Genomic DNA, 20,138 nt, shown 5'->3' on the forward strand with positions numbered 1-20,138 from the left:
GCCCGCGCCGCGCATCGCGACCGTCACCGTGGAAACGGTGCCCGCGGCCGTTCCGCCGCGGCCGGCGTCCCCGTCGGGGCCGCCGTCGGGGCCGCCGTCCAAAGCCGTCCCCTCGCGAATCTCTTCGGCATCGGATCCCCGGCTGATCGCGACCGCAACGCCGATCACCGCCAGTGCGGCGCCCGCGGCGGCGCCGAGGGCGACGCGACGGTTCATCGGGAGGAGGGCGGGCCGGGGTTCCAGCTCTTCGATCGCCTCTTTCAGCAGCGCCGCGAACGCGCTGCCGTCCTTCGGGCGCTCTTCGGGGTTCTCCTTCAGAGCGGCGGCGACGATCTCTCGAGCCGGGGCGGGGACGGAGGCGGGCAGCGGCGGGGGCGACTCCCGCAGGATCCGATCGATGATCTCCAGCCCGGGCCCCTGATGCATCCGCCGGCCCGCGAGGAGTTCCCAGAGGATCACCCCCAACGCCCACACGTCCGTGGCGGGGCAAATGTCGCCGGTTCGCTGGGCCGCCTGCTCCGGCGACATGTAAGCCGGCGTGCCCAGCCAACGGCCGTTCCCGCTCAGGGTGGTGGACCCGTCTGCGTCGCCAGCCGGCATGGACGAACGCTGATTGGCGCCGATCGTGTCGTCGCCCATCGGGCGGTGCGGCGCCCGAGCGATGCCGAAGTCCGCCAACATCGGGCGACCGCGATCGTTCAGCAGAACGTTCGCCGGTTTGACGTCCCGATGAATCACCCCGAAGCGGTGCGCATGGCCGGCCGCCTCCGCGATCGGCAACAGAAACCGCGTTGCGCCGATCGGCGTCCGCCACGCCGGCTTCTCGTCCGGCAAGCAGGTCCCCGTGATCGTGCGAGCGAACTGTGCCTGCAGCGTTCCGCCGAAGATCAGTTCGGAAACGATGTATCCCACCTCCAGCCCCGACATCTGCAGTTTCGAGGCGTCCTGATCGACGGAAAGCGGCTGCCCCCGGTCCGCCTCCCCCTCCGGGGTCGCGGGGGTGCAGACGGCGGCCGGGAGAGGCGGTCCCTCCCCGTCGCGTTCCCACTCCAGCAAAGTGCGAAGCGCCGACGTCAGCGGAGCGGTTTCCACGCGCAAGACGCGCACGATGTGCGGGTGGTCCAAACGCGAAACCGCCCGCGCTTCGTGCAAAATGCGTTCGACCAGCGAAGGCGCCTCGCCGCCGTCCGGGGCGAACAACTTAACGGCGACCGGCTTGTGGAGCCGCGTGTCCCACGCTCGATACACCACCCCGAACGCTCCCCCGCCGATTCGCTCCCGCAGGCTGAACTCGCCGACGATCGCCTTGAGTTCCCGCGGGTCGGGCGGCTCCGGCGATCGCGACGGGCGGAGAGAGGGCGCCCCCTCGACGAAGTCCATGTGCCGCGTGTCGGCGGTCTCGCTGGAACTGCCCCCCGCCCGCGTGCTGTCTGCGCCCGCCGACGTCTGCTCCGGCTTGGCCGTGGAGCCCCCCTCGCCGGGTCGACCGCCCCGCACCGTGGATCGCTGGTCGACCGCCGTCAAGCCGCCGAGCGGGCGACTCGAGTCGTTAGCGGGGACCTCGGGAATGGCCATTTTTCTAGGCTATCGGGGGACTTCCCGGCGGGGAAGCATCGTCGGAATCGGTGCGCCGGAAAACGGACTCGGGGATGCGGGGCGTCCGGCGTATCGATTCAGACGTTCGCCTCCACCGGGGAGTTCATCGCGAAAACGGCCGCCCCCGCCTACGCCGCTTCTTGCTGGGGATTCTCGCCGGGGACGAACGAGCGGGACGGCCCGGTGCGGCCGCGGCCCGTCGTCGGAAACCCCTGTTCTCCCATCGAAAGGCAGATCGTTTCGGAACCTCAAGGGAATCGGGGGGTTGAGACTAGCGGGGGCGGTCGAGTTGCCGGCGATCGCCCGGTCCCGGCTCGTATTCCTCCCCGATCGCCCCGCATGTTCGCCACGTCGTCGCTCGTCGCCCTGTCGCTCCTGGCCCCGGCCGCCGAGCCGGACGCCGCCGGTTGGCCGCAGTTCCGCGGTCCGGACGGACTCGCCGTCTCCCCGGACGCCGCCCCGCCGCTAACGTGGAACGGCCCCACCGGCGAGAACGTCCGCTGGAAGGCCGAACTGCCCGGCCCCGGCGCCAGCAGCCCGATCGTGGTCGACGATGCGGTCTTCGTCACCTGTTACACCGGCTACGGCGCCGACGAACGCGACCCCGGCGACGTGAGCGATCTCGTCCGCCACCTCATCCGGCTGAACCTCGCCGACGGAGCTGTCGTGTGGCGGGCGGACGTGCCCAGCACGTCGGAGGAAGACCCGTACCGCGGCTTCATCTCCGAACACGGCTACGCCACCAGCACCCCTTGCACCGACGGCGAACACGTCTTCGTTCACTTCGGCAAGACCGGCGTGCTGGCGTTCGATCTGGACGGGAAGGAACTGTGGCGGACCAACGTCGGCACCGGCAGCGGCCCCCGCGGTTGGGGCAGCGGCGCCAGCCCGATCCTCGTCGATGCGACCGAGGAGAACGGCGAATCCCGCACGCTGCTGATCGTCAACGCCTGCGAAGAGAGCCAGTCGCTGATCGCGCTCGATCCCGCGGACGGCTCCGAGGTGTGGAAGATCCGGGCCAACAGCCTGGAGCAAAGCTGGGCGACGCCGATCGTGCGGACCTCTCCCTCGAACGCGGCGTACCCGAATCGGCAGGAACTGCTCATCCCCGTGCCGGACGAACTGTGGTCCCTGAACCCCGCGACCGGCGGCCTGCTCTGGTACGCGGAGATCCCCGTCGACGGCTCCGCCTGCACCAGCCCGGTCGCCGCGGCCCCCGGCGCCGACGGAACCGGCGGCGGAACGGCCTACGTCGTCGGCGGGCGGCAGGGCGGCGGCGCGGCGGTGGAACTCGGGACGGCGACCGGCGGCGAGGCCGCCCCGGAGGATGCCCTCGAATGGACCACCCGCGAAGGCTCCTACGTCCCCAGCCCAATTCTGATCGACGTCGCCGGCGAACCGCGGCTGTTCTGGCTCAGCGATAAAGGCGTCGCGATCTGCCTCGACGCCGCCACCGGCGACACGATCTTCAAGGAACGCCTTCCCGAAGACGGCCTGACCCAGAGCGAGGACCGCCGCGGTCGCGGCGGCGTCAGCCTCTACGCCAGCCCGGTGCTGGTCGGGTCCGGCGAGAACGCCCGCGTGCTGGCGACCACCCGCGTCGGCGACACCTTCGTCATCAAGCCGGCGGACACCCTTCAGATCGAGCGGGTCAACCCCCTCGGCTCCGACGCCGGCCGCTGCAACGCCAGTCCCGCGGTGACGGAGGACGCCCTGATCCTCCGCTCTGACAAAGCCGTGTTCAGCTTGGCGAAGAGTGCGGAGTAGCAAAATCCCCGACGCCCGAGAGTCACACGGGCGTTGCGCGAGAGTCAAAGTCGCCGGGAGACTCCCCCGGCGGCCTTGGGTTCTGGGAGCGGCGGGGTAGGATGTTCGCCCGTCCACCCTGCTCCTCCGACCCCCGCTCCCATCTTGGCGAAGAGCTCCCCGGCCGACTCCGACGCCGCCCCCCGGCAGCGGAGCCCCAACTATCCCTCCGTCGGCCTCCCGGACGCGATCGCCCGGGCGACGCGGCTGTACGAAGGCGTGGGCACCGCGGGCGCCTCGCCGGAGAGCGCCGCCAAGCTGATCGGGTACAGCAAGAACCACGGCACGGCGCGGATGACGATGTCCGCCCTCAAGAAGTTCGGCTTGCTTGAAGAACGTGGCGGTCGGGTCGTGCCGGCGAAGCTGACGGTCGATCTGGCGAATTTTCCGCCCACGCACCCCCGGCACGCCGCGGCGCTACGGACGGCGGCGTTGTCGCCGACGGTCTATCGGGACGTCTACACCCGCTATCGCCCGCACGGCGTGCTGCCGCCGGACGACGTGCTGGGCCCGGAACTGGTCGCCGACAGCGGCTTCCTGCCCGATAAGGTCGACGGGTTTCTGGCCGACCTGCGCGGCTCGCTGGTGCATTCCGGCCTGCTCCGCGGCAATGCGTTATCCGATGCCGACGCCCCCGCAAATCACGGACCGGAGCTGGCCGCGTTCGATCCGTCCGCCCCGGCGGTCCCCAAGAAAGGCGACGCGGTTCGCTGGACCGAAGCCGCGGAGGACGGCGAAGAGGTCGACCCCGAGGACGCCGACGAGCACGAGGGCGTCGTGCAGGGATTGTCCGACGACGGGGCGTGGGCCTTCGTGGAAGGCTACGGCGACGGCGTGCCGGTCGCGGACCTCACGATCGTGCCGCCCGAGCAGGACGACGCCGAGGAGCGAGACGCCGCCCCCGCCGGCCCGGCGCCGACCAATCCGTTCAGCTCCCGGAAGCCCGCGGTGCGGACCGAAGCCTGTGCGCTGGAAGAAGGCGACGCCGTCCTCACCCGCCCGGACGACCTCAGCCCGGAGAGCCTCGTAGAACTCCAGGCGTGGCTGGATCTCGTCATGAAGAAACTCCGCCGCCTCAGCGACGCGGCGGACGACCGTGAGCCGCTCTCTTGAAGAGAGCGGCTCACCCGGGGCCTACTCGACCTCCGCCACCAGCGACGGAGCGTTCGGATCGCGGTTCGTGGTTTCGCTCGGGAGGAACCCCGGTTCGATGACCGCGGCCCGCAGCAGGAAGTAGCTGGCGTAATCGATCGCCAAGCGGTCCGGGGCGTCCCAGCCGGCGTCGAGGTCGTAGGCCGGCAGGGTCGCGTCGAGGTCGTGCGTCCGCAGGGTGTCGGCGGCTTCGACGAACCGGGGGGCGAGGCTGGAGAGCATCAGCGGGCTAACCAGCGTCGGCCGGAACGCGGTGTACCCGCCAGGGCCGTCCGCGGCGGTCACGCCAGCGTGACCCAACGTCTTGTGCTGCCAGGCCATCGCGGCGGCCAGCAGCAGGCGGTAATCCGGGCCTTCGTAGCGGTAGACGTCCCCACCGTTCGGGTTCGCCGGGGACGGTTCCGCCGGGTTCCAGGCGACGCCGCCGGTCCGTCCGCTGCCGGCTTCGTCCCAATCCGGCCAGAGGACCAGCGGGTAGAAGTAGGTGAACAGCGGCAGGTCGGTGCGATGCGTCGCGGGGCGGAACGGCAGGCCGAACAAGCGATACAGAATCGCCCCCTCGCTGGTGTCGTTCCAGGTGTAAGGAATGATCTTCGGCTCCGTGGAGCCGGCTTCGGCGGGCCATTCGAGACCGTGCAGGAACACGCCGTCGCGGCTCAGCCAGGCGACGTCCACGCCGTCGACGGCCGCCCGCACGTCCCGTTCCAAGTCCGCGAGATCCAGCGTCTCCGCCGCCTTCAACAGACCGGCGTAGAACAGGGCGGTGTCGATGGTGGACACCTCGCTGTGCCGCTTCGGCGTGCCGTCCGGCCGGGTGAAGTGGGAGAGCCAGCCGCGATTCGCCGTCGGGTTTGCGGCCCGGGTCGTCTCGAAGCCCCGCCGCAGATGATCGGCGACGTCCGTCCGGTCCGCGACGCCGCGCTCGGCCAGCACGGCCAGCGCGTAACCCACCAGTCCGGTCGCGGCACTGGAGACGGTGCGAGGATCGCTGTTCCGATCCAGCACCAGCCCGTTGGGCAGCACGAGTTCGGCCAGCGCCTCGTAATACTGCTGGTCGGATAGACCGGGGCGGAGCGGGGCGAGCGAATCGAGCGCGGCGGGCACGGCGTCGGCGCCTTGGGGGGTGGGAGCGGGGCCGGACATCGTATCGCCCACGGCCTGTTCCGCATCGTCCTGGAAAGCGAGGACCGCGGAGACCGGAGCGACGACTTCGGCGGGGGGATCGGCACCATAGATCAGCGCCCCGCGATCCGTCACCACGGATTCCCCCGTCCCGGCGCCCGCCACGCCCTCGAACGCCGCCGGCTCGCTCGCCGAAGATTCCGCCCCGTCCTCCGGGAGGAGAACGGGAACCAAAAACGCCGGGATCACTAGGGCGATGATCGACACGGGCTCACCTCCTTCGTCACGCGGATAGAAACGCGCCGTACCTGAACAACCGTATGATAGGTCAGGAATTCACCCGGTGCTCAAATCCGCCCTGTTCCATTGGCACGCACGGTGCACTCGGTAGCCGGATCACCCGGATCCTGCCAAGTTCCCGGTCTCAGAAAACCTTATTTGCCCGCGGTTTCCCATGCCCGACCCGACGTCTCCCGCCCCCCCCTCCGGCTCTCCGAAGGACGGGTTCGACTCCCGCGACGGCGCCGGGGATTCCCCGGTCGACGGCTCCGACAGCAGCCCCGCAGCGGGCTCGGACGCTCACCCCGACGGCGAGTCCGACGGCGAGGTCGAGGCGCTGATCACCCCCCGGGCCGCGGTTCTGGACGAACTTCAGGTGACGGAGGATGAGTTCGAGTGGGCGCTCGGCCGATGCCTGGATCTGCTGGAGGACGGTCCGGACGACGAGGACGACGCGGCGTTGGAGGATCTGGAGATCGTCCTGAACGGTCGCACGTTTCGCTTGGAAGAGGTCGCGGAGATCGAAATCAGCGGCGACCTGTCCGAACTCGGCCCCCTGCCAGAGCTGCCGAACGATGAAGACCCCTTCGCCGGCGAGGAGGAGTAGCAGCGAAACCGTGCTCCCCCGCCCCGCCGGTCGGCCGCTACAGTGGCCGACGGCGCCGGTTTCCTCGTGACGCCGGTCCGACAGTCGCCTCGCTCGCCCGGAAAGACGCCCGATGATCGCCCCGCCCCGGCTCCCGTTTCTCCTGCTGTCGGTCGCCGCCTGGTCGGCGGTCGGCTCGCCGGCCCCCGCGGCCGACGACGACCGCGCCGAGGAGCGGGCCGCGATGGTCGAGCGGGCGCTGGTTGCCGAAGGCATCACCGACGAACGGGTGCTGAACGCCCTCCGCACCGTTCCGCGGCACGAGTTCGTGCGTTCCAAGGACCACCGCCGGGCCTACGCCGACGCGGCGCTGCCGATCGGGCACGGGCAAACGATCAGCCCGCCGTTCATCGTCGCCTACATGACGGAAACGCTGGACGTGAAGCCGGGGATGAAGGCGCTGGAGATCGGAACCGGCAGCGGCTATCAGGCGGCGGTGCTCGGGGCGTTGGGGGCGGAGGTGTATTCCATCGAGATCGTCGCCCCGCTGGGCAAAGCGGCCGGCAAGCGGTTGAAGGAACTGGGCTACGACAACGTCCGCACGAAGGTCGGCGACGGCTACCTCGGCTGGCCGGAGCACGCCCCGTTCGACCGGATCATCGTCACCTGCTCCCCGGAAAGCGTGCCGCGGCCGCTGGTCGATCAGCTTGCCGAGGGCGGCAAACTGCTGGTCCCGCTGGGCGAACGCTTCCAGCAGACCTTTCACCTCTTCACCAAGCGAAACGGCGAACTGACGGACGAGCAACTGGTGCCGACGTTCTTCGTACCCATGACCGGCACGAGCGAGGAACGCCGCGAGGTCCAGCCGGACGGGCTGCGTCCGCGGGTGGCGAACGGTTCGTTTGAGGCCGACGAAGACGGCGACGGGCGTGCCGACGGTTGGCACTATCAACGTCAGACGCAGCTCATGCCGGACGGGCCGACGGACCCCGACGCCGAGCCGCTCACCGACAGTCAGCGCGGCAGCGTGCTGGACGCCCCCGGCGAAGCGCCGCACGGCAAGCGGTTCCTGCGGATCGACGCCCGCGATCCGGATCGACTCGCCCAGATTCTGCAGGGTCTGCCGGTCGACGGTCGGCGGGTGGGAATGATCGGCTTGGCGATGCAGGTTCGCGGCCACGCCCTGTTCCCGCCCCGCACCGGCGGTCCGCCGGCGGGGGCGGCGGTGTATTTCTACGACAGCGTCCGTCGGGAACTGCCGGGCGGGTTCATCGGCCCGTTTGCCGGGACGTTCGATTGGGACGAGCGCGGTCGCCGCATCGTCGTTCCCCCCGACGCCCGCGAGATGATCATCCGCGTCGCCGTGAAGGGCAGCGGCACGCTGGACGTGGACGCGATGAGCATCGTCACCTACCCCCGCCGCGGCGCCGTGCGGTAGCGTCGCGGCATTATGAGCCCGATGCGCGAGCATCGGCCGTGCGTCGTTCAGTCAATCCCTCGTCGGCTACGCCGACGGCCGATGCTGGCGCATCGGGCTGGTATCGTGCTCTCATGCCTCACTCATACGACCTCACCGGCTGGACCCGCCTCTCCGCGACCGGGGCGGACGCCGCCAAGTTTCTGCAGAATTTCTGCACGAACGACCTGCTCAAGACGCTCGCCTCGGACGCCGCCGGCTGCGAGGCGTTCTTCACCTCGGAAAAGGCCCGCGTGCTCGGCCACGGCTGGCTGCTGCGAGGCGAGAACGACGCGGTCGAGTTCGTCGGCACGCCCGGTCAAGGGCCGGGGCTGATCGCGCATCTGTCAAAGTACGCACTGATGGAGGACGTGGAGTTCGCCGATCGAACCGGCGAGCCGCTCTGGTTCCAGACATCCCCCGACGCGGAGACCGCCGACGGTTGGCCGCCTGAAGACCCGCTGGACAGGGGAACCTTTCACCTCAGCGACGTGCCGGGGGACGCGACGCCGCTGTCGGAGGCCGCCCGCATCGCTGCGAAGCTGCCGCTCATCGGCACGGACCTGACGGACGCGAACCTCTGCATGGAAGCGGATCGTCCGTGGGCGATCAGTTATACGAAGGGGTGTTATCTCGGTCAGGAGCCGGTCGCCCGGGTGCGGGCGTTGGGGCGGGTCAACAAGCTGCTGCGGGGCTTTCGCCTCGCCCCCGGTTCGCCGTCGGTGGCAGGCGGCGCGGTTCTCACCGCGGACGATGCGGACGTCGGCGTCGTCACCAGCGCCGCGGGGGATGCGGCGCTCGGCATCGTGAAACGCAAATGGGCCGAACCGGGCACGAGCGTCGCGGTCGACGGCGCCGCCGCGACGGTGTTTTGAACCGACGTTCTGATCAGGCGCTTTGCACGGGCGTTCTGAACCGGGCGGCTTGGGGAGTCACGAAGCGGGCGGTAGGCTGCCGGTCGCTGCGAATCCCCCGCTATTCCCGTCGTCCGAGAGCCCGTCATGTCGAAACCCGTCCGCATCGCCGTCACCGGGGCGGCCGGCCAGATCGGCTACGCCCTGCTGTTCCGCCTGGCCTCCGGCGAGGTGTTCGGCCCGGACCAGCCGGTGCATCTCAACCTGATCGAACTGCCGCACGCGATGGACGCGCTCGGCGGCGTCGTGATGGAACTCGACGACTGCGCCTTCCCCACGCTGGAAGGCGTGACGACCGCGGACAGCGACCACCTTGAAGACGGCTTCCGCGATGCGGACTACGTGATGTGCGTCGGCAGCGTGCCCCGCAAACAGGGGATGGAGCGGGCCGACCTGTTGAAGGTCAACGGCGGGATCTTCGGCCCCACCGGCCGGGCGATCGACGCGGCCGCGGCGGAGAACGTGAAGGTGATCGTGGTCGGCAACCCCTGCAACACGAACTGCCTGATCGCGATGAGCCACGCCCCGCGGGTGCCGCGGGAGAACTGGTTCGCCATGACCCGGCTCGACCAGAACCGGGCCAAGTCGCAGCTCGCCCAGAAGGCCGGCGTCGGCGTGGGCGACGTGAACAGCCTCGCCATCTGGGGCAACCACAGCCCCACGATGTACCCGGACTTCGACCACGCCCGCATCAAGGGCACGCCCGTCCCGCAGGCGATCAGCGATCACGATTGGCTGAAGGGCGAATTCCTGACCACCGTGCAGCAGCGCGGCGCCGCGATCATCAAGGCCCGCGGAGCCAGCAGCGCCGCCAGCGCCGCGAACGCCGCGCTGGACACGCTGAAAGACATCACCCGCCCCACCCCGGAGGGCGAAGTCTTCAGCGCCGCGATCTGCTCGACCGGCCAGTACGGCATCGAAGAGGGGATCATGTGCAGCATGCCCCTCCGCACCGACGGGACCACCTGGCAGGTGGTCGAGGGCTGGGAGCACGACGAGTTCGCCCAGGCCAAGATCCAGGCCAGCGTGGACGAACTGAAAAGCGAACGCGACACCGTCCGCGACCTGCTGGGGTGAGCGGCGAACGCTCACCCGCGTCCCCCGCTTCGCCGTCGCCGACAGGCGGCGCGACCCTCTCTCGACGCGCGCCGCCTGTCGGCGACGGCGAAGCGGGGCGAGCGGACGAGCGGAGCGGCGGACCGATCTTGGCGTACCACATCGTCACCGGCTGCTTCGGGTTCTGGCTGCCGAACGACCCGCGTGGTTCGGGATCTGAGTGGGTGGGCAGCGACGCGTTGTTTCGAGCAGGGGGCCGAGCGACGAAGGTCGACGACCGGCGCTCGCACGCCGCCGATCGGCACGATCCGCTGCTCCGACGACGTGGCAAAGCGGCGTTGAGCCGTCCACCGGTACGGCTCGACGGGCCGCAGGCGCTGGCCGTCGCCCGTGGGTTCGCGGAGGTTGTTCAGCGTGATCGCCTGACGCTCTGGGCGCTGGCGGTGATGCCAGATCACATGCATCTCGTGCTCGCCCGCCGCGGTCGGCTCGTCTCCAACGATTACGACGCCGAGGCGGCCACCGCCCGATTCAAAGCGTTCGCCAGTCGACGGCTGCGACAGGAAGGCTTGCACCCCGGCTCCAACGCCGTTCAGACCGCCGGTCGGCTGCCGACGATTTGGCAACAGAAACAATGGATCGTGTTCCTAAGCACGCCGTCGCGAGTTCACCAGACGATCCAATACGTCGAACGCAATCCGCTTGCCGCGGGACTCCCATCACAGTCGTGGTCGTTCGTCACGCCCTGCGACCTTGATTCGACGCCCCCCGCTTCGCCGTCGCCGACAGGCGGCGCGAGCCACTCTCGACGCGCGCCGCCTGTCGGCGACGGCGAAGCGGGGCAGGCGGGTGAGCAGGATGCCCCTCTTGGAAGAATTAACCGATGAACTTTGACTCCCCCCTCTGGCACCCGTTCACGCCCATGCAGGCGTTTGAGCGGGAGAACGCCCCCGTCATCGCCGCCGGGGACGGGTACGAACTGATCGACACGCACGGTAAACGCTATCTCGACGGCGTCTCGTCGTTGTGGTGCAACGTGCATGGGCATCGCGTGCCGGAGATCGACGATGCGGTGCGCGACCAACTGAGCAAAGTCGCTCACTCCACGCTGCTGGGTCTGCGGTGCGACGTCGCGGACGAACTCGCCCGGCAGCTCGTGCGGATCGCCCCGGCCTCGAACGAGTCAGGGACGGAGTCGCTGTCGAAGGTGTTCTTCAGCGACAGCGGGGCGACCTGCGTGGAGGTCGCCCTGAAAATGGCCTTTCAGTACCACCGGCAGAAAGCCCGGCCGGAGCAGCGCGATCTCTTCCTCAAGCTCTCGCACGCCTATCACGGGGATACCGTGGGCACGGCGTCGGTGGGCGGGATCTCGCTGTTCCACACGCTCTACGGGGAACTGTTCTATAAGACCGCCGCGATCCCCTCGCCGACGCCGCCGGGGTTCCCGTACGCCCTGCCGGAAGGACACGACGCGGACTCCCTGCCCCGCTGGGCGCTACAGGAGACCGATCGGATCCTCGGCGAACACGCCGGCCGCGTCGCGGCGCTGGTGATGGAACCGCGCGTGCAGGGCGCCGGCGGTCTGCTCATGCACCCGGACGGCTATCTGCGAGCGATTCGCGAGTTGTGCACCAAGCACGACGTGCCGTTGATTGCGGACGAGGTCGCCGTCGGATTCGGCAAGACCGGCCGGACTTGGGCCTGCGAGACGGAGGGCGTCGTGCCGGACTTCCTCTGCGCCGCCAAGGGACTGACCGGCGGCTATCTGCCGGTCGCGGCGACGCTGACAAACGACCGCATCTACGATGCCTTCCTCGGCGAACCGCACGAACTGCGGACCTTCTTCCACGGTCACACCTTCACCGGCAACGCGCTCGGCTGCGCCGCGGCGCTGGCCAGCCTGGCGAAGTTCGAAGCCGACGATTGCCCCGCCAACGCCCGGGCGCTGTCCGAGGCGATGGGCGAACGGTTAGCCCCGCTGGCCGATCACCCGCACGTCGCCGCGGTCCGGCGGTGCGGCGTGATGACGGCCATCGATCTGGTCGCCGCACGTGACCCGCATCGCGCCTTTCCCGCCGAACGCCGGACCGGCCATCGCGCTGTCATGGCGGCCCGGGAACGCGGCGTGATCCTCCGCCCGCTGGGCGACACGTTGGTGCTGATGCCCGCGGTGGGCATGCCGGTTTCGCTGACAGATCGGCTATGCGAGACGGCGATCGCCGCGATCGACGACGTCACCCGCGGGTAGTTCGAGTCCCTGCGGAATCGGAGGCGCCGGGTCTTGCAGCACCCGTGCCGGGCATGGCGTCTGCTGAGTTCCGCCTGCGCCCAAAACAGGCGCCGGCTGCCCGATCGGCAGGCGACACGGTCGGCCGGGGGTCAGCGGAATTGTCAGTTTGGCCGTCGCGGCGCCCCCTTTCCCGAACGCACAAGCGAACGCTGTCGGGGCCGCCCTGAGCGACGGCTCCGTGCGGTTCGGTTCTTCACCTCGAATGTCGCCTCCCGCGTGTGAGTTCCGTGAATGGCGCCCAGTTTGGCGCGTCGCGGTCCTCGGTTTGCATTCGTTGTTCGGCACGCCGCGGGCTGACGTTTCCGGCGCCCCGATCCTCGAACCGCCCCGTCGCCCTGTCGTCTGCTTTCCTCCGCCGCCGTTCTAGCCTCGCTTTGGCGATCCTGGCGCTGTCGTTCGCTCCCGCGTGGGGGCAGGACGGCGCCGCGGACGCGTCTCCGACCGAAACGCCGGCGCTGATCCCGTGGTTCCCCGGAACCGCCCACGGGCAGACCTTCAGCGAGGGTTCTGTAACAGCCCTCGCAGAGCACCTCGCCTCGAAGCCGTTCGTGCCGGACCCGCCGGTCCCGCAGGAGTTGATCGACCTCGATTACGACGCTTACCGCAAGATCGCGTGGAAGCCTGAGATGTCGCTGTGGCGGTATCTCGACGCGCCGATCCAGGCGGAGTTGATGCACCGCGGGGATATCCTGCGGAACAAGGTGCAGATCAACACGGTGCAGGACGGGAAGGTCGTCACGCTGGCCTTCAACCGCGATCTGTTTGAGTACCGCGGAGAGGTCGTCGGTCTGCCCGTGGACGCCGGCGTGGACTACGCCGGCATGAAGCTGCTGGGCTCGCTGCCGGGACAGGAGTATCTGCAAGAATTCTTCGCGTTCGCGGGGGCCAGCTACTTCCGCGGCATCAGCGCCGGGCAGGTCTACGGACTGAGCAGTCGGGCGCTGGCGATCGACATCGGGACGCCGCGGGTCGAAGAGTTCCCGATCGTCCGCGCTCTCTGGCTCCAGCGGCCGGAGGTCGATGCCAAAACGGCGCGGGTCTGGGCGATCCTCGATTCACACGCCGTCGCGGGGGCCTACCGGTTCGACATCACGCCCGGCGATCCCACCACCTGCGAGGTGCGGGCCACCCTGTTCTTCCGGCATGTCCCCACCAAGGTCGCCGTCGCCCCGGCGAGCAGCATGTTCCTCTGGGGGGACGGCTTCGAGAACCTGAAACAGGACGACCGCCCGGAGGTGCACGACTCCGACGGCCTGTTGGTGCACGCCGGCGAAGAGGCGGCCGACAAGCCGACCGGACCGACCGAATGGACGTTTCGGGCGCTGGGCCAGCAAAGCTACCCGTCCGTGAGCGGGAACGGATTCGGCTCGATCCGCGGGTTCGGTTTGCTGCAACGAGACCGCGACCCGGCTCGCTACGCGGACCCGGAGACCCGCTACGAAGACCGCCCGAGCCTGTGGTGCACCCCGCTGCCGCTCGACCCGTACGGAACCGGACCGGGGGCTGCGGGGTTCAATGGAACAGAGGATCCGAACTGGGACGCCGTGCCCAATGTCTGGGCCGGCGGGACCGTCGAACTGCTGGAGTATCCAACCGACTTTGAAGGCTTCGACAACATCGCCGCCTGGTGGGTGCCCACCGTGAAGCCGACCGTCGGCGAACCGTTCCCGATGGCCTACACGCTGACGTTCCTCTCCGGCGATCCGCCGGAGCACGCGCTCGGCAAAGCGGCCGCGTGGACGCGGTCCGTGGATCCGGACGATCCCGAATCGACCCGGCTGACGGTCGACTTCGTCGGCGTGCCCGAGGACGTAGCGACCACCCTTCGCGTTTCCACCCGGGGCGGCCCCCATAGCGACACTGCCACAACCCCGATGGCCGACGGGACGATCCGCGTCACCCTGTCTGTCAAACCTGACGGGGACGGTCCCGTGACCGTGGAAGTCACGTTGTTCCCCAAATCTTCAGGTCAGCGCGGCGAATCCCCCTCCGCTGACGACGATCCTGAAGGCGTTCAATCTGCTCCCCCGGGCGAACTCTCGTCCGGTCCCCTGTCCGAGACTTGGAGGTTTTTATGCCCCCCGCGACTATGAATGCGACCGCTGAACACGAACGAACCGCCGGTCCCCCGCAGGCGATCGCCGCCTCGGGGGATGCGTCGGCTCTGTTCCTGACGCCCGCCAACTTTGAAGGCGCTTTCGCCGACCCGGCCGCGGTGGAGGCCGCCCGCGACGCCGTCGCTCGCTACTTGGGCGAGTTGGGCCTTCCCGTGAACTCCCGGGCGACGCGCACCGCGACCGCGGCCTGCCTCGACGCCGCCTTCGGCGACGTCGGCCCGCAGGCGACGCCGGCGCAACTGTCGCGGATCGCCCTGCGGCATGCGGCGCTGGGGATGTCTCGCTGGTTGGCCGAACTGCCCGGCCGCGTGCCGACCCCGCCGCGTCACGCCGCCCTCGCCGCCCGGCTGAGCGTCGGCGGAACCCGCGCGGTCCCCGTCGTGCGGCATCGCACGATGACCCCGCAGCGTTTCGGGAAGTGACTTCCGCTTGCGGAACCCCGTGATGACGTTTGCCTGATGACGTTCGCCCGGGGGCGGCTCGATCCGCCCCGCGAACCCGCGTCTTCTCCCTTCTTCCCCCGGCGGCCAAGACGGCCGGCGGTTTCTCCGCCACGTCGCCGCTCCCCCGTTCGTTCAATATGTCTTTGCATGCCCCCGGGCCGGCTGGCGCCGCCCCGCCCTCGCTCCCCGTCTGTCCCGCCTCTCGCACCGCGATTCGCGTGGCGTTGGCGCTGCTGACCGTCACCGCCACGGCGGCGGCGGCCTGGGCGTTCGCCGGAACGCTGCCGAACTCCCCGGGGTGGCTGCGCTGGCCGCTCGTCGGGCTGTTCGCCGTGCTGTTCGGGTGGATCGCGCTGTCCTTCTGGACGGCGACGATCGGGTTCGTCAGCGTCCTGCTGCGCCCCACGCCGGCGACGATCCCGACGCTCCCCGACGACTTCGATCCAAACAGCCTCCCGCCGACCGCGGTCCTGGTCCCGGTTTATAATGAAGACCCGACCCGCGTGTGCGCCGGGGTGCGGGCGATGCTGGATTCGCTCCGCGCCGTTTGCCCCGAGGCAGGCGGGGCGAGCAAGCGATTCGACTTCTTCCTCCTGTCCGACAGCACCGACGCCGACGTCTGGCTCGCCGAGGAGCGTGCCTGGGCGGAACTGACGGACTCGCTGCCGGAGGGCGAACGCGTCTTCTATCGACATCGCCCGGAAAACACCGCTCGCAAGGCGGGGAACGTCGCGGACTTCGTCGAACGCTGGGGCGAGCATTATGAATTCATGGTCACCCTCGACGCCGACAGCCTGATGGCCGGGCCGACGTTGGTGGAAATGACCCGCCGCATCGCCGCGGACGAAAGCTGCGGCATTCTCCAGGCGCCGCCGACGCCCGTCGGCCGGACCAGCGTGCTGGCTCGCTGGCAGCAGTTCGCCGCCCGACTGTATTCGCCGGTGTTCCTGCGGGGGTTCAGTCTGTGGGCCGGCACGGACGGCAACTACTGGGGCCACAACGCCATCCTGCGGGTCGAACCGTTCCGGGCCTGCTGCGACCTGCCGGTGCTGCCCGGCGTGGCGCCGCTGGGCGGAGAGATTCTCTCCCACGACTTTATCGAAGCCGCCCTGATGCGGCGGGCCGGGTGGGGCGTGCGGCTGGCTGAGGATCTCGGCGGAAGCTACGAGGAATGCCCGACGACCCTTCTGGACTGGGCGAAACGCGATCAGCGGTGGTGCCAGGGGAACCTCCAGCACGGCCGCGTGCTGTGGGAGACCGGCGCCCGGATGCCCTTCCAACGCTCGACCGACGGCGGCGGCCTCGCCGGGGTGTCGAAGCTGCACCTGGCGATGGGCGTGATGGGCTATTGCGCCAGCCCGCTGTGGTTGGCGTTTCTCGTCCTCACCCTGCTGGCGGCGGCGGTCGGCGGCGAAGCGATCGGCGAGCCGGGGGGTGTCTTCCCGCGGACCGGGCTCGATCCGGCGGCGATCGGGTTGGGGCTGTTCGGCCTGTGCATGGCGATGTTGATTCTCCCGAAGCTGTATTCGCTGCTCGCCGCGGCTCGCTCCGGTTCGCTCGATTCGTTCGGCGGCGGGGTGCGGGCGACGGTCGGGGTGGTCTGCGAGACGCTGCTGAGCGCCCTCGTCGCCCCGATCATGATGCTGTTCCATAGCCGATTCGTGCTGACCACGCTGGCCGGCCGGGTGGTGAAGTGGGGCGCCCAGTCCCGCGGCGAACAGACCGTCACCTGGTTCCAAGCGGTCCGCGATCATTGGCCCGCCGCGGCGATCGGCGTGCTGGCTGGCGTCGCGGCCGGGCTGGCGGCCCCGGACTCGCTGCCCTGGCTGGCGCCGGTGGCGCTCGGCCTGATTCTCGCCGGTCCGACGGCGGTGCTGCTCGCGTCTCGATCCGCCGGACTGTCCGCCCAACAGTGGGGTTTGTGGTGGACGCCCGAAGAGTTGGACCCGCCCCGCGTGCTGCGTCGGCACGTCGAATTGCTGGCGACGCCCGCCGTCGTGGAGGAGACCGAGACGCCGGACGAACCGTTATTCGGCCGCGTGCTCCGGGATCCAGCGTTCTTCGCCCTGCACAGCGAACTGCTCGCCGCGACCGACGCCGACCGCCCCCTGCCCCCCGACGCCCGCGACCGGATCGAAGCCGCCGTCGGCGAGACGGACGGCAAGGGTTGGGAACGCCTCACCCCCGCCGATCGCCGGGCCGTGCTCGGCGATCGCCGCACACTGGCCGAGTTGCATGCCCGCACCCGCGTGAACGTCACCGCGGCGTGACGGCAGCGTTCGCCGCGTGCGGTTTCGCGGGTGCGTGACGGGTGATCGAGCCCCCGAAACCACAAGCGACGATCGGATTCATCGTTCGGCGACCGGCGGCCTAACGAACGCCGCGTACGCCGTCGCGTAGACGACCACCGCGATCAGCAGCGTCACGCCCGCGGAGATCACCGCCTTGGCGAGCGCCCATCGCAACGGCAGGTCGCCCCAGCTGGACCAGAGATCTCGACCCGCGGCGAGAGCCGGGAGCAGGACGAAGGCGGCCAGGATCGCCCATCTCAGCCGCGTCGGGACGGCGGTGTGCGGGGCGCCGTTCGGCTCTCTCCTCCGCAGTCGCAACAGCGCGTACAGTCCGACAAGCGGCAGCAGCAGAAACGTGCTGCCGTACTGACCGGCCTTGTAGCCGCGGATGTTTGGATCTCGCAGCGGCAACCAGTCCGGCAGGGTGAACCACACCTCGTCGAGGAGCGGCACGGTCCGCACGCCCCAGCGCCCGACGTGCGTGAACGAATCCCAGAGAACGTGGCTCGCCGCGCCGATCAACGTCAGCGCAACCGCCCACAGCAACGTGCGGAGCGTCAGCGGCGGCTTCGACGGGCCCGCGGGATTGGTCGCTCGCACCCGCACCCAGCGCGGCGCGAGGTCGATGAGCGGCGCCTTCAAAAAATATTCCCAGGCGCAGAACGCCGCGATTCCTAACGGCAAACAGAGGGTGAACAGCCCCTCGACCGTGTGCGTGACGTTGTAGTTGACGAACCGGGGCAGGAAGACGCCGGCGTCCGGGATCATGCTCCCGATCACCAACGCCGAGACCGGCACGCTGCGATTCCCCCCGAACCGCCGCCGCAACCACGGCAGCGCCGGCAAGATCGCGGCGACATGGGTGGGAGTGAACGGCATAACGACGGCGAGCGGGACGGACGAGGGCGCGGCGGTCTCGAAACGGCTGCTGTACGCTATCGTCGTTCGTCCGTGTCGCGGCGAGCCGAGTCGATCACTGAGAATTTCGCAATGACGCCCGAGACGTTCTGCGAACATTTTCTGAAGTTCCAACGCCGACGCGGCAACGTTCGGTCGGCCCACAACACGTTCCGTCCGCTCCCCGAAGATGCGTTCGCCGAGTTCTCGCTGGAGACCGCCGACCGCCGCCTGCTGACGGAGGTGGGCCTCCCCGTCGGCACCGCGGGAATGTGGACGTTCGATTGGTCGAGCGACTGGAAGCCCGCCCGCCCCCTCCTTCCGCTTGACGACCTAAAGCGGACCCGTCTCGCCCGCAACGAACTGGCCGGCGCCCCTGTCGGCCCCCGATACAGGCGATACCGCGTCCTCGGGACAAACGACGACTACGAACCGCTGTGCCTCGATACGAAGACGGGACGGATCGTCGCCTTCGGACCGCCGGAAGACGCTGCCCCCTCGAGCGAGCCGGAGGAACAGCTGGTGAACTCGACCGTGCGGTCGCTCTGCCGCTCGATCCTTGCGGTCGAGGCGCTGCTGGAACACGGCGACGCCGGCCGCTGTCGCGAAACCATTCGCGCGGACGACCCCGCCGCGGTCGAGGACGGGCGCAGTCCGTGGAACCGCGTGATTCGCTGGCTCGAAAGAGCTTCAGCCGGTGCGACTCTGACTTCGGCGGAGCCGGAGCCCCATCCGGACTCCGCCCTGTGGGAACACGCGAAGCTGGGCCAAGTGGTGGACTGGACGGTCGAGACCGACCGACTTCGACGCTTCTCCCGCTGCGGCTGGAACAAGCGGCACGTCGGCGAACATCTCCACCCGACATTCGCCGATGGGGGCCGACCGCTGCGTCCGCCGGCCGGGGAACGATTTCGGCCGACCCGCCGCCCGCGGCGATCCTTCGAGCCGCAGCCGATCGAGTTGGAGATCCAACTCCCGGAGGGGGCGAGCGAACCCTCGCCCGCTCAAACGGCGGCTCTCGACACGCTGTTCCGCCAAGAGATGGCGATCTTGGAGGCCATCGGTCGGTCCTTTCAGCTCGACCTTCGCAGAGGCAACCTAAGGGACGGGGCCGAACGCCAGCTGGGCGCCGATGCCGATTCGCTCTTTGCTCTGCTGGACGACCCGGCCCTCGTCCTATCGCTCGTCCGTTTCAAGAAGATCTTGGTTTCCCCGCACACGCGAGGCGAGATCGCCGTCATCGGGGCGGACGGCGACTGCGCCTTGGACGACGAACACGGCTTCGGCGTGCAGTTCGCCGGTAATCATGTATTCGAGATCGGCCACGCGACCGTGGGCTGGAGCATCTACGAAAGATAGGCCCCGACGGCCATCAGGGCCGTCCCGCCCAGTCAAATCGTGCCGTGGACGTTCGCCGCGTGACGCACGCAATTCAGCAGTTCGAGATGAGTCAAGACGGGGTCGTCGTACATCACCGGGCTGTGGATCGCGACCATGCGGCGGTCAATCCATCCGTGCTCTCAGTCCAACATGAGGCTGCAGAACAGACTCGCTGTCGGCAAATTCGCCGCGAAGAGGTCCGAGTGGCTCCGGGAGAACAGCGGAATGCCAATCCCCTTGCACCAGCTGAGCCTTAACGGCGACACGCCGACCGGCCACAAGCCGGTAGTTCGTCACAGAGGATTTCAGCGGCGGACAGAGATTGCGGGCCGCCGATGATGACGACAGCCAGAATCCGCGCACAAAAAAAACCGTGGTCGCCTCAGTCTTCAGGGGAGACGGGGGGCGACCACGGTCGGTCGATTTCGGTCGTCTACGAGGCGAACCAGATCAGTTTCCGCCGGACCGTTCCGCCCGCGTTTCGCAGGACGGAGGACCGATGAGGCGGGCGTCGACGGCCGCCGCAGGATCTTCCGAAGAAGCTCCCGCCGACGGACGCGACAGACGGATCGACGCGGCAAACGCCGACCCGGGTTTGGATTGCCTTGTTCCGCAGAACCTTACGGTCCAGACGGGACAATCCGTGACGCCTTGCATCGCCCTGGAAAGGGCGCGGCGTCTGGTTTACTCGGGCGAGGCGTCCCGCCGCCGATCGGACCGTGTCGCCTGTGGAGACGAACCGATCAATCGGTG

At 69.3% G+C, this 20,138-nt stretch carries 15 protein-coding genes; 12 read left to right on the forward strand and 3 right to left on the reverse strand.

Going from position 1 to position 20,138, the window contains the following annotated elements; translation table 11 throughout:
- Nucleotides 1–1,575 (reverse strand): serine/threonine-protein kinase (locus LzC2_RS13745; RefSeq protein ID WP_171187923.1); only part of this gene is annotated, 1,575 nt, incomplete at its 3' end.
- A 360-nt stretch (nt 1,576–1,935) separates the two neighbouring features.
- On the opposite strand from LzC2_RS13745, the gene LzC2_RS13750 reads away from it, so the two are divergent.
- Together LzC2_RS13750 and LzC2_RS13755 are read left to right on the forward strand one after the other, a co-directional pair.
- Nucleotides 1,936–3,363: an outer membrane protein assembly factor BamB family protein gene (locus tag LzC2_RS13750; protein WP_171187925.1), complete on the forward strand. Its 1,428-nt coding sequence runs from the start codon at nt 1,936–1,938 to the stop codon at nt 3,361–3,363.
- A 144-nt stretch (nt 3,364–3,507) separates the two neighbouring features.
- Nucleotides 3,508–4,515, forward strand: coding sequence for a hypothetical protein (locus LzC2_RS13755; RefSeq protein WP_171187927.1), 1,008 nt, complete (start codon nt 3,508–3,510; stop codon nt 4,513–4,515).
- Nucleotides 4,516–4,536: 21 nt separating this feature from the next.
- Here LzC2_RS13755 and LzC2_RS13760 read toward each other — a convergent pair whose 3' ends face one another.
- Nucleotides 4,537–5,943, reverse strand: a complete 1,407-nt coding sequence (locus tag LzC2_RS13760) for a hypothetical protein (RefSeq protein WP_171187929.1) — start codon at nt 5,941–5,943, stop codon at nt 4,537–4,539.
- A 187-nt stretch (nt 5,944–6,130) separates the two neighbouring features.
- Here LzC2_RS13760 and LzC2_RS13765 point away from each other — a divergent pair, with 187 nt between their 5' ends.
- The 9 genes from LzC2_RS13765 (at nt 6,131) to mdoH (ending at nt 17,087) form a co-directional block, all read left to right on the forward strand.
- Nucleotides 6,131–6,562: a hypothetical protein gene (locus tag LzC2_RS13765; RefSeq protein WP_171187931.1), complete on the forward strand. Its 432-nt coding sequence runs from the start codon at nt 6,131–6,133 to the stop codon at nt 6,560–6,562.
- Between the two features lie 112 nt (nt 6,563–6,674).
- Nucleotides 6,675–7,979, forward strand: a complete 1,305-nt coding sequence (locus LzC2_RS13770; protein ID WP_171187933.1) for a protein-L-isoaspartate(D-aspartate) O-methyltransferase — start codon at nt 6,675–6,677, stop codon at nt 7,977–7,979.
- A gap of 113 nt (nt 7,980–8,092) precedes the next feature.
- On the forward strand, nt 8,093–8,872 hold the full coding sequence (ygfZ, locus tag LzC2_RS13775) for a CAF17-like 4Fe-4S cluster assembly/insertion protein YgfZ (RefSeq protein WP_171187935.1): 780 nt from the start codon (nt 8,093–8,095) through the stop codon (nt 8,870–8,872).
- A 126-nt stretch (nt 8,873–8,998) separates the two neighbouring features.
- Entirely contained in the window at nt 8,999–9,988 is a 990-nt protein-coding gene (locus LzC2_RS13780) for a malate dehydrogenase (RefSeq protein ID WP_171187937.1), read from the forward strand.
- 128 nt (nt 9,989–10,116) lie between these two features.
- Nucleotides 10,117–10,854, forward strand: a complete 738-nt coding sequence (locus LzC2_RS13785; RefSeq protein ID WP_171187939.1) for a transposase — start codon at nt 10,117–10,119, stop codon at nt 10,852–10,854.
- Nucleotides 10,851–12,215: an adenosylmethionine--8-amino-7-oxononanoate transaminase gene (gene bioA / locus LzC2_RS13790; protein WP_171187941.1), complete on the forward strand. Its 1,365-nt coding sequence runs from the start codon at nt 10,851–10,853 to the stop codon at nt 12,213–12,215. Before LzC2_RS13785 ends, bioA begins: the two co-directional genes overlap by 4 nt.
- Nucleotides 12,216–12,631: 416 nt before the next feature.
- Nucleotides 12,632–14,350 (forward strand): glucan biosynthesis protein, encoded by a 1,719-nt coding sequence (locus LzC2_RS13795; RefSeq protein ID WP_171187943.1) that lies wholly within the window; start codon nt 12,632–12,634, stop codon nt 14,348–14,350.
- Entirely contained in the window at nt 14,332–14,796 is a 465-nt protein-coding gene (locus tag LzC2_RS13800; protein WP_171187945.1) for a hypothetical protein, read from the forward strand. The genes LzC2_RS13795 and LzC2_RS13800 overlap by 19 nt, the downstream gene beginning before the upstream one ends.
- A gap of 158 nt (nt 14,797–14,954) precedes the next feature.
- Nucleotides 14,955–17,087, forward strand: a complete 2,133-nt coding sequence (gene mdoH, locus LzC2_RS13805; RefSeq protein WP_171187947.1) for a glucans biosynthesis glucosyltransferase MdoH — start codon at nt 14,955–14,957, stop codon at nt 17,085–17,087.
- Nucleotides 17,088–17,165: 78 nt separating this feature from the next.
- On the opposite strand, the gene LzC2_RS13810 is transcribed toward mdoH, so the two are convergent.
- On the reverse strand, nt 17,166–17,987 hold the full coding sequence (locus tag LzC2_RS13810; RefSeq protein WP_171187950.1) for a DUF4184 family protein: 822 nt from the start codon (nt 17,985–17,987) through the stop codon (nt 17,166–17,168).
- Between the two features lie 111 nt (nt 17,988–18,098).
- On the opposite strand from LzC2_RS13810, the gene LzC2_RS13815 reads away from it, so the two are divergent.
- Entirely contained in the window at nt 18,099–19,364 is a 1,266-nt protein-coding gene (locus tag LzC2_RS13815) for an SUKH-4 family immunity protein (protein WP_171187952.1), read from the forward strand.
- Nucleotides 19,365–20,138: the final 774 nt, after the last annotated feature.

It is taken from the genome of Alienimonas chondri, assembly GCF_013036045.1.
Lineage (GTDB): Bacteria > Planctomycetota > Planctomycetia > Planctomycetales > Planctomycetaceae > Alienimonas > Alienimonas chondri.

Excerpts from the sequence above, each read along its gene's own strand:
- LzC2_RS13765 (WP_171187931.1), top strand. The coding sequence starts at position 6,131 with ATGCCCGACCCGACGTCTCCCGCCCCCCCCTCCGGCTCTCCGAAGGAC.
- LzC2_RS13770 (WP_171187933.1), top strand. The coding sequence starts at position 6,675 with ATGATCGCCCCGCCCCGGCTCCCGTTTCTCCTGCTGTCGGTCGCCGCC.
- mdoH (WP_171187947.1), top strand. The coding sequence starts at position 14,955 with ATGTCTTTGCATGCCCCCGGGCCGGCTGGCGCCGCCCCGCCCTCGCTC.
- LzC2_RS13800 (WP_171187945.1), top strand. The coding sequence starts at position 14,332 with ATGCCCCCCGCGACTATGAATGCGACCGCTGAACACGAACGAACCGCC.
- LzC2_RS13810 (WP_171187950.1), bottom strand. The coding sequence starts at position 17,987 with ATGCCGTTCACTCCCACCCATGTCGCCGCGATCTTGCCGGCGCTGCCG.
- ygfZ (WP_171187935.1), top strand. The coding sequence starts at position 8,093 with ATGCCTCACTCATACGACCTCACCGGCTGGACCCGCCTCTCCGCGACC.
- LzC2_RS13780 (WP_171187937.1), top strand. The coding sequence starts at position 8,999 with ATGTCGAAACCCGTCCGCATCGCCGTCACCGGGGCGGCCGGCCAGATC.
- LzC2_RS13815 (WP_171187952.1), top strand. The coding sequence starts at position 18,099 with ATGACGCCCGAGACGTTCTGCGAACATTTTCTGAAGTTCCAACGCCGA.
- LzC2_RS13750 (WP_171187925.1), top strand. The coding sequence starts at position 1,936 with ATGTTCGCCACGTCGTCGCTCGTCGCCCTGTCGCTCCTGGCCCCGGCC.
- bioA (WP_171187941.1), top strand. The coding sequence starts at position 10,851 with ATGAACTTTGACTCCCCCCTCTGGCACCCGTTCACGCCCATGCAGGCG.